6 protein-coding genes and 1 pseudogene are annotated in these 9,274 nt (G+C 62.6%); 2 read left to right on the plus strand and 5 right to left on the minus strand.

Annotation, left to right across the window (positions count from 1 at the left end):
- The first annotated feature begins 53 nt into the window (after positions 1 to 53).
- Both MRBLMC3_RS08245 and MRBLMC3_RS08250 read left to right on the plus strand, forming a co-directional pair.
- Complete coding sequence (locus tag MRBLMC3_RS08245; RefSeq protein ID WP_363827538.1) at positions 54 to 710, plus strand: lasso peptide biosynthesis B2 protein; 657 nt, start codon at positions 54 to 56, stop codon at positions 708 to 710.
- Complete coding sequence (locus MRBLMC3_RS08250) at positions 710 to 2,452, plus strand: asparagine synthase-related protein (RefSeq protein WP_363827541.1); 1,743 nt, start codon at positions 710 to 712, stop codon at positions 2,450 to 2,452. The genes MRBLMC3_RS08245 and MRBLMC3_RS08250 overlap by 1 nt, the downstream gene beginning before the upstream one ends.
- Here the strand turns inward: MRBLMC3_RS08250 and MRBLMC3_RS08255 are convergent.
- The 5 genes and pseudogenes from MRBLMC3_RS08255 to MRBLMC3_RS08275 all read right to left on the minus strand — a co-directional run.
- Positions 2,449 to 4,572, minus strand: coding sequence for an Atxe2 family lasso peptide isopeptidase (locus MRBLMC3_RS08255; protein WP_363827543.1), 2,124 nt, complete (start codon positions 4,570 to 4,572; stop codon positions 2,449 to 2,451). The two genes, MRBLMC3_RS08250 and MRBLMC3_RS08255, sit on opposite strands and share 4 nt — an antisense overlap.
- Positions 4,566 to 7,139 carry a TonB-dependent receptor gene (locus MRBLMC3_RS08260; RefSeq protein ID WP_363827546.1) on the minus strand — a complete coding sequence of 858 codons (2,574 nt, stop codon included), beginning with the start codon at positions 7,137 to 7,139 and terminating at the stop codon, positions 4,566 to 4,568. Before MRBLMC3_RS08260 ends, MRBLMC3_RS08255 begins: the two co-directional genes overlap by 7 nt.
- 98 nt (positions 7,140 to 7,237) lie before the next feature.
- Positions 7,238 to 8,218, minus strand: a complete 981-nt coding sequence (locus tag MRBLMC3_RS08265; RefSeq protein ID WP_363827549.1) for a FecR family protein — start codon at positions 8,216 to 8,218, stop codon at positions 7,238 to 7,240.
- Positions 8,211 to 8,774: an RNA polymerase sigma factor gene (locus MRBLMC3_RS08270; RefSeq protein WP_363827551.1), complete on the minus strand. Its 564-nt coding sequence runs from the start codon at positions 8,772 to 8,774 to the stop codon at positions 8,211 to 8,213. The genes MRBLMC3_RS08265 and MRBLMC3_RS08270 overlap by 8 nt, the downstream gene beginning before the upstream one ends.
- Positions 8,775 to 9,148: 374 nt before the next feature.
- Positions 9,149 to 9,274: pseudogene (locus MRBLMC3_RS08275) on the minus strand (type II toxin-antitoxin system RelE/ParE family toxin); the annotation flags it as partial.

The following is a 9,274-nucleotide window of genomic DNA, read 5'->3' on the forward strand; positions in this document are numbered from 1 at the left end:
GTCAAGCGGCGCGCGGTCGATGGCCGCGCGCCGACCAGCGTGAAAGGTGCCCGATGAGCGGCTTTGCCCTGCGAGATGGATTGAGCTTCTGCCGGCCGGACGGCCGGATTGTCTTCCTCGATATCGAAGCGGACCGCTATTTCGGGCTCAGTCCCGAACTCGATCGGGCCTTTGCGGCTCTCGCCGATCATGGCACGTTCGATGATGACGCAGGCGTCGCACTGATCCGCACCGGGATCATCACCCCGTCGCCGTCGGCCGTGCGTCCGCAGCCTTGCGCTCGGGTCGGGCCGCCCGATCGCGGGATAGAGTTGCGCAATGGTCGTGCATCGCCCATCGACATTGGCCGCGCGCTGCTTCTCCGCGCGATCTGGCGCCGGCGTCTGCGGAAAAAGCCGCTCGCCTCCAACCTTGCGGCGATCGCGCGCCGAAAGTCGGCTTCCACCGCAAAACCGCCTTCCCACAAGATGCTCGCCCGGATCGGCCTTGCCTATCAGCGCGCCGCGCTTCTTTCCTCGGCTCGCGACCAATGCCTGGCGACGTCCCTTTCGCTCGCCTCATGGCTGCTCACCGCCGATTTCCGCCCGGACCTGGTGCTGGGCGTGAAATGCGATCCCTTCCAGGCGCATAGCTGGGTCGAGATCGACGGCAGGATCATCGGTGACGATCCTGAAAATGCCCGGCCCTTCTGTCCGATCAGGACCATCTGATGGAAAGCTTCATCGCCATCATCCCGCTCAGCCCGGAGCAAGGTCCGTCCGTCGTGCAAAAGCGCCGTGGGAAGGCCGATGCCTGCGGCATGACCATCCGTCAGGATAGACCCTTCTTTCTCGCCACCAGCGAGAATCTCCCGCTGATGCGCTGCGGCGACGCCCTTGTCCTGGGGTCGATCTTCGCCACCGACAAGAGCGATCCCGCCCATCTTCCGCCCGATTTCGCCCAAGCTGTCGATGAGCCGGCATTGCGCCGAATATTCCGGGATTATTGGGGGAATTTCATTGCCATCATGCCAGATGCCGACCGGCACGGTTACCACATCTTGCGATCGCCCTTCGGTCGCCTCCCCTGCTTCCATTCCCGTCAGCATGACCGGCTGTTCGTCGCGTCCGACATGGAGGCGATGGCGATGGCGGGTTGGACCCGCCGGGGTGTCGCATGGACCGATATAGCGCGGCGCCTCGCCTTGCGCGACATTCCCGCCGACCGCACCTGCCTTGAAGGCATACAGGAACTGCGGGGCGGCTCCTGCCTCCATGTTTCGCCCGATTCCATTCGGCTCAACAGAATCTGGAGCCCCTGGGCACAGGCCGGCCGCCGGCACTGGATCGACAATCGCGAGAAGGCGGCGGGCCTCGTAAGACAGGCTGTTTCGACCGCGACGCGCGGGAGCACGCTGGGTTCTCAGCGGGCGATAGTGCTTCTGTCCGGCGGGCTCGATTCTTCCGTGCTGGCGGCCTCGCTCAGCACCCATGGCTGTCCTTATGATAGCCTCAATCTCTCCAGCCAGGGCGGCGTCGGCGACGAACGGGCCTTCGCCCGCATGGTCGCGTCTCGGCTGCGCATTCCCCAGATCGAGGCACGGTGGGAGGTGGATATGGTCGATCTCACACGGTCGGACGCCCATGGCCAGCCCAATCCGATCACCCGATCCTTCATGCAGGGAACCACGAAACTGCTTCAAGAGGCGGTTTGCCGGACCGGCGCCGATCTGACCCTGGACGGCGGTGGCGGGGATAATGTCTTCTTTGCGCTGCGTTCGGTCGCGCCGGTGGCGGATGCGCTACGGCGCGGCGGGAGCCTGACGGAAGCAGTCGCTACGGCCCTCTCGATCGCGAGACTGGCGGAGGTTGGGGTCGGCACCGTGCTGCGCCGCGCGGCAGCGCGCATCTTCAGGCGCTCGCCCGTTTTCCGCTGGCCGGTGGAAACCTCCTTTCTTGCCCCTGAAATAATGGGCGACAGCGCGCTTGTGCCGAACCATCCCTGGCTTGAGCCCCCGCGCGACGCGGAAGCCGGGACGGCCGCGCATATCGCGATGATCGTCGCTGCCCAGGGGTGGGCGGAGAGTTGCGATCTCCTCAGTCCCGTCCGCCATATGACGCCCCTCGCCTCCCAACCCGTCGTCGAGGCCTGCCTCAAGATTCCGAGCTGGTGGTGGTATCGGGATGGGCAGAACCGGATCGTGGCGCGAGACGCATTTCGCGATCGGCTCCCCGCCGAAATATTGGACCGCAGGGTCAAGGGAACGCCGGACAGCTATGTGGCGCAAATCTATGAAGGCAACCGGTTGCTGATCCGGGCCATGCTTCTCGATGGAGCGCTGCGCCGCGCCGGACTTATCGATGTCCCACGCCTTGAACGTGCCCTGGACGCGGAGGGAATCGTCCAGGGCACGGACTATCTCCGCATCATGCAACTCGTTGACGTCGAGGCCTGGATTGCGGGACAGTCTTAATGGTTCGCATCGGATTTCCGCTGGTCGCGCAGTTTTCGCCAGATACTATATTGATCGGCCTTGCGCGGATCGGGATCTTCCTTGTCCTGCAACCAGAAGCGGAACCAGTCGAGATTGCGTTCATAGACGGCCAGCCGGTGCAGCGGCTGCCATTTATTATGATATTCGTCGGGGAAGACATACATGTCGACAGGCTGGCCTTGCTCGCGCAGCGCCGCGAACACATCGATCGCGGTCAGATATTCACGATCGGCCAGTTGCATGAGCAGCGGCGTGTCGATCGCGGCGGCGTTGCGGATCATCGAGCCCACCTTCCAGAAAGCCCGGTCATCAGACGTGGCGGGAGGATAGCCTTGCTTTCGCATCATAGCGGCGAATGCCGGACCGATGGTGGAGTTGACCGACCATGGCTCAAGACAGCAGGTGCTCATGGCAGCCGCGGCGAAGCGCTTGCTGTTGATGAGGGCGAAGCCCACAGTGCTGGACCCGTCGCTGAGACCCGTGATACCGATCCGATCGGGATCGGCTACGCCCATGTCGATCACATGCTGCACGCCGACCATCACCGAGGATTGCATGCTCCAGCGCTCGGCCCAGTCGCGGTCATTGGCTTCCCGCAATTTGACCGGATCGCCTTCCGTTCGCTTCGCCGCGAAAACCGGCAATGGCCGGTCCAGCGCGAGCACTGCAAAGCCGTGCTCGGCAAACAGATGGATCGGATATTCATTGCCAGTCGCCCCGCGCAGAAAGCCGTTGCTTCTATAGGTGGTGATGATCAGCGGCAGGCGCTTGCCTCCGCCATAACCGGGCGGCAAGACCAGATCGCCCTTGACCTCCAAGCCACGATCGTTGCGCCATTCGAGCCGCTCGACTTTCCCGAAGCGGATCGACGCAAAGCCCGGATTGGGATCGTAAAGCAGATCCGAACGGCCCGAACCGGGATCGATCCGCACGATGCGCGCCGGAACCGTCGCACTCTCGCGCAGGCAGGTCAATCGCGCCACCGCAGCCACACAACCGCTGATGACATCGTTCGTCCCGAAGACTCGTTGCGGCGCGCCCGCGCCCGGCTGCCATCGATAGAGAACCATGGTGCCGAAATTCCAGCCCTCGCGGCGCAGGAACAGCAAGGGCCCGCCGTGCGGCATCCACCAAAGGCCGGTGAACCGCCCCTGGCAGGTCGGGCTGCTGCACGCGATTGTGCCGCCAACCGCGGTCGTTACCGAGATCTCCATCGGGCTGACAGGATTGGGCGTGCTGTTTTGGGCGATGGCGCGGCGGCCGTCATCGGCCTTCGCGATGATGGGTTCGACGTCATAATGGATCGGATCGGGCGGGAGCAGCGCGCGGTCCGCCGCATTTCCCGGCTGCACCTGCCCGTCCGCCAGTGTCAATCGCGTGACCGACAGGGGGATGGCGGCGATGGGCATCGGCTTGTCGCTCATCATCGGCACATAGCGATCATCATAGCGGAAGCCCGCCAGCGCCTCCTGCGCCGCAGATTCTCGTTCGGCGACCTGTCCCTGACGGCTGGAATAGATGAGCGCCGTACCATCGGCATTCCAGGCAAATTGCTCGATATCGACCGGCGATCGCGTAAGTGGGTGCGCCGCCTGTCCATCCGGCGCCACAAGCCATAATTGGGTCAAACCATGGTCGCGGCGGAGAAAGGCTATCCACTTCCCATCCGGCGACCAGGCCGGCGCGAGCAGGACCGGATAGCCGGTCGAGAGGATCACGCCCCGATAATCTCCGGCACCCAGGATGATGTCTCCGCCCTGATGGATGAGACGCGGCGAAGAACCAGGCTTTGCATCCATGGTGGCGAGGCCGATGCAATAGCCGTTGGTCGCGGGATCGGCGCGCATCATCATGAAGGCGATCCGCCTTCCGTCCGGCGAGGGGCTCAGCGGGCGCGCGTTTCCCACCAGGGCACCGTCAGGTCGCCCGATGTCGCGTAATTCCACCAGATCCCTGGCTGTGATCGCCCGCGCTTTACTATGCGGCGGCGCTTGCGCGAGGAGATCGGCGCAATCGGCCCGCGCTTCGCGGCAGAAAGCGAGCAGCGCCACGCTTCCACCCAGCAGGGCAAAATCTATGATGCGGCGCGCCCTCACCATTTCTTGACCCATTCGAGAGCGATGAAACGGCCGACCGGCGAATAGTTGGTCGAATCATAGGGCGCATAGGCATAGAGCGAGGTCGCCACCACCGATGGCAGATCGTTGAGGAGGTTCTGAACCGATAGGCCGATCTGCATGCCGCTGAGCCAACCCACACCGTCCGACCATTTATAGCGCGCGCTCAAATCGACGGTCATGGTTCCGTCAATCCGCCTGACGGCGGCTGTTCGGGCGTCGTCGACGCCACCGATCCGGCTGACCGTCGCGGCGACGCTGAAGGCATCGTCGCTCCAGCTTACCGTTCCTCGACCGCGCCAATGGGGCGGATTGAACAGCTGTCCTGCGAGCTGCGTGATCGGGCTATAGGCGGAAATCTGCTGTTCGCTGTCGAGATAGGTGACGTTCGCCGAGACATTGAGCTTGCCGGTGCCGAGGTCGCTTTGATAGCTCGCCTGCGCATCGATACCCTGGATGGTCTGGCGACCGGCATTGACGTTGGCAGCGTTAACAATGGCCGCGACCTTCGCCGGATCATAGGTCCCACTGGTGGCGTTGATGAACTGGTCCGAGCGCGCGATCGCATCGGCGAGCTGTGCGGCCGTCGGCGCATAGACGATCCAGTTCCGGTACATGGGATCGCTGAGCGCCCTGCCCGCTGTCGGAATCGGGTTGACGATCCGGTCAACATAGCGGGTGTGAAAATAGCTGAGTTCCAGCGAGGCGCCGGGCAGAGCGGGCGGATGGAGGGCGATGCTGGCCGACCAGCTGCGCGCCTTTTCGGGTTTGAGGCCGGTGTTACCGCCGCTCACCAGCAGCGCCGTGGTCCCGGCCGGATAACCGCTGCCGCCCAGCGTCGCGACCGGATAGAGCAGCGCCTGCTCGATCGAATAGAGCTGGATGAAGCTCGGCGCCTTGAAGGATTTGCCCCAGCTCGCCTTGATGTCGATGGAATCGGCCGGCGCATAGATCAACCCGAATTTTGGCGTCACCACCTCGGCGATGTCGCGATACCGTTCATAGCGCAGCGCACCGCTCAGGCTCAATTTGCGGATGAGCGGAACATGCTGTGCGGCGTCCACCAGCGGGAAGCTGGCTTCGCCAAAGGCATAGACACTGTCCTGCGACGGCTTGGCGTTGGTGATATTGCCGACGCCGCGATAAATCTCGAAGTCATTGGCACGGATGCCCGCGCCGATCGCCAGCTTCGCATCGCCGCCCGGCAGCCTGAAAAGCGGTCCGTCGCCGGCAATTTCGCCGGTGACCGTCTGGTTGTTGTAGCGCCCCCAGGCGCGGCTGGTGAAAATATTGTTGATGAAGGTGTCGCCCTGGAAATAGGTCCGACCTTTGCCGAAGGTGCCGGTGAAACTGAGTTGCCAGGGACCAAGGGACAGGCGAGCCGCGCCAGCGAGGGCCAGCGTATAGCTGTCGTAACTCTGGGTGATACGGTTCACGGCCAGATTGGCGGCAACACTCATCGGATAGGAGAATGTGCCGGTCCGGCTATTATAGAGCCCGTCCATCTCGACCGAGAGCGTATCGGTCAGGCCCTGATGGACGCTGCCAGCGACCGCATGCCTTTGGCTGGCAGGCAGGACGGTGATGTTCGGCCTTATCCGGCCGAACTTCTCCCGCTGGTTGGTCCATAACGCGCTGTTACGGCCATATTCATAGGTCAGAAAGCCGCCGCCGCCTGCCCAGCGCTTTCCCGCAAGTATGCTATATTGCTGCTGGAAATTGCCGCCATTGGGCGACCCTCCGATCCGCGCCCGGGTTTCGGCGCCATCATAGTCGCGGCGCAGGATCACGTTGACGACGCCGCCCACCGCATCGGACCCGTAGATCGCGGAAGCGCCATCGGCCACGACCTCGATCCGGTCGACTGCCGAAAGCGGGATGGCGGAAATATCAACGCCCTGCCGCGCGGAGTCATAAGGCACGCGGCGGCCATTGAGAACCGTCAGCGTTGCGTCGCTGCCCAGGCCGCGCAGGTTGACGGTGGATCCGCCGCCTACGTTGCCGCCGGTGCTGGACGGCACGTTGAACCCGACACCCGGATTTTGCCCGCCACCGAAGCTTTGTGGAAGGGATCGCGCCACGTCGCCCAGATCCGCCAGCCCACTATCCCTGATGCTCTGATTGTCCAGGATCAGGACCGGCGACGATACCGGTACACCGCGAATACGGCTGCCGGTGACGATGATGCCGCTGCCTGCATCGGCCCCCGATCCCCTTTCTGCTCCGGGCATTTTTCGAATGGCGACGCTTTCCCCCACCTGTTCATAGGTCAGCCCGGAATGGGCCAGCAGGCGGTCAAGCGCATCTTCGAGCGTGAAACTTCCTCGCAGCGCCTTGGCCCGCAATCCTTCCACCAGATCGGCATCGACAAGCACCGTCCTGCCCGAGCGCAATGCAAGATCGCGGATGGACGCGCCAAGCGGCTGCGCCGGCAAATCGACGGCGATGGGTTCCGATTGCTGCGCCAACACGGCCGGGGCCGTGACGGCGATGGCGACAACGGCAATGCTGCCGGAAAGATAAAGCGTTGAGAGCGATAGTCGGTGCATATGGCCTTCTCCCCCGTACCGCCAATGGGCGGGACAGTGGGGAGACGACCGCTGGAAGAATCACCCTACAAATTTTTTTTGAAAGGACCGGAAAGCGATCAATGCGCCTCGGATAGCGTGATGATCTCACCGGATTGATGCGCGGCAAGCCCCAAACTCTTCGACACGACTTCCACGAACCCTTTGGGATCGTGAAAACGAAAGGCTCCGCTTATCCGAAGATGCGCCAGCAACGGATCGGACAGCCGGATCTGGACCACATTATAGCGGTTCATGGAAGCGACGGCCTCTTCAAGCGGCGTTGCGTCCGCCGCGAGCATGGCATTCACCCACAAACCTTCAGATTTCGGTGCCGGACGGATGGAAGCCTCGCCTTGGGCCAAGCTGGAACCGGCCGGCAGCTGCTTCGGTTCATGCGAGGCGAAGGCGGCGCCCAGCTCGACAATGCCCTTCAGCGCGGTCACCAAGGCCGGGGTGCTGATCACGCTGACATCGAACTCTCTACCGCCAGTGACAAGTTCACCGATCGGCGCGACAACGCGAAACGGGCGCCGCCCATCGGGTGCCACATCGAAGCGTACTCTACCCCGCGCGATCTGGATCTTTCGTGCGCTCGACGTGAACTGAATCTCGATCCGGCTTGCGGTATCGAGGATCACGGTCGAGCCATCGGGAAGCCGAACGGTTCGGATTTCGCCAATTCCGGTCTCATAGACGGCCGCCTGCGCTGACGCCGTCAATTCAAGCGGGCCGCCGACACGCATCAGGCTGAACACCGAGACTCCAACGACCACCGCGACACCCAGGCCAGCCGCTGCAAGATGGGTGTTCCGGCGCATCCAGAAAGGCGCGAAAGGGAGGCGCCGGTTACGACCGATTTCCCGGTCGCCAAGCAGATAACTGAGCTGCCAGTTCTTCTTCGCCTCTTCGAATGCCGTACCATGCCGGGGATCGACATCGATCCACTTTTTGAACCGGGGATCGGTGCTTAAATCCGCCCCGCCTTGCAGCCGGTTCAGCCACTCGTCTGCCGCCTCACCAATCGAATTGGGAATGGATGAGCCGTCGTTTTCAGTCATGCGCCCGCAAATGCCGGCCCAGTTGCTTGATCGCCCTGCTCATCTGCCTTTCCACCCCTTTCACGCTCAGCCCGGTCCTGGCCGCGATTTCGGCATAGCTGTAGCCGTCGAGACGGCAAGCCAGAAATATCTCTCGGGTCAAGGGCTTGAGCCGCAAAACTGCCTGTTCGATGCGGGCGAGCCGGTCGCGGGCCTCAAGCACCGCCACGGGATCGCCCCCCGCCAATGAGAGATCATCGATGACAATATCGTCAGCCGCACTTGCGCGGCATGCCGATTTGGCCTCGTCATGAAGCAGGTTCGATGCGGCACGCCGCAGATAGGCGCCCGGAGCCTGAATCGCACCATGTTCATGCGGTTTCGCCGCCATCCGGCTGAAAATTTGTTGGACGATATCCTCTGCCCGATCTTTCGTGGCCCAACGCGACAGGAAACGAAGGAGACCCGGTCGTTCCTGGCGATAAATCTGCGCCAGGCTCTCGCTTCCCGCAGCAAGCCTGTCGAAATCGGGTGGAAGCGGATCGCTTTCGGCAAGTGCCACGCCTTGGGTGCTCATGATCGGTCCCATGAGCACTGACCTCCCGACTGGATCGCATCAACCGCTTGCACCTGACACTCCCACGCAGTTGGCAAGGCAGTGCCGGCAAAAAGCCGGGAGTTGAGAACCATGCTCGAGAACATGCATCGATGCCTTTGGCCACGAATGGCTTGGACATACGCACCGATCACCCGGCCGCAGATGCGACGAGTCAGAAAATCCATCGAGCGAGGGTCTCACGCCTCGGCGCTGCCATTTGCAGCACCCTGTCATTGTACTGTCATACAGCAGCAGTGCAAGTCGAGATCGCCACCAAATGGCGACTTTAGAAGGAGATAGGGAGCCATGTAGAGCTTCGGCGGATCGCTCTAAATCGATCCTGGTTCAGCACCTCAGTGTGGAGAATCCTGTCGAAAACGATCGATCTGATGCATGCGTTCATGCAAAATCGTCACGATACCAACGGCACCATCTGACAAAACACGCCAGTAGATATAATGGCGCTCATACCGGCAATA

Source organism: Sphingobium sp. LMC3-1-1.1, assembly GCF_040676285.1.
In the GTDB taxonomy this organism is placed as follows: Bacteria; Pseudomonadota; Alphaproteobacteria; order Sphingomonadales; family Sphingomonadaceae; genus Sphingobium.

What these genes read in the sequence shown, in the direction of transcription:
- MRBLMC3_RS08245 (WP_363827538.1), top strand. Translation starts at nt 54, where the DNA reads ATGAGCGGCTTTGCCCTGCGAGATGGATTGAGCTTCTGCCGGCCGGAC.
- MRBLMC3_RS08250 (WP_363827541.1), top strand. Translation starts at nt 710, where the DNA reads ATGGAAAGCTTCATCGCCATCATCCCGCTCAGCCCGGAGCAAGGTCCG.
- MRBLMC3_RS08255 (WP_363827543.1), bottom strand. Translation starts at nt 4,572, where the DNA reads ATGGTGAGGGCGCGCCGCATCATAGATTTTGCCCTGCTGGGTGGAAGC.
- MRBLMC3_RS08260 (WP_363827546.1), bottom strand. Translation starts at nt 7,139, where the DNA reads ATGCACCGACTATCGCTCTCAACGCTTTATCTTTCCGGCAGCATTGCC.
- MRBLMC3_RS08265 (WP_363827549.1), bottom strand. Translation starts at nt 8,218, where the DNA reads ATGACTGAAAACGACGGCTCATCCATTCCCAATTCGATTGGTGAGGCG.
- MRBLMC3_RS08270 (WP_363827551.1), bottom strand. Translation starts at nt 8,774, where the DNA reads ATGAGCACCCAAGGCGTGGCACTTGCCGAAAGCGATCCGCTTCCACCC.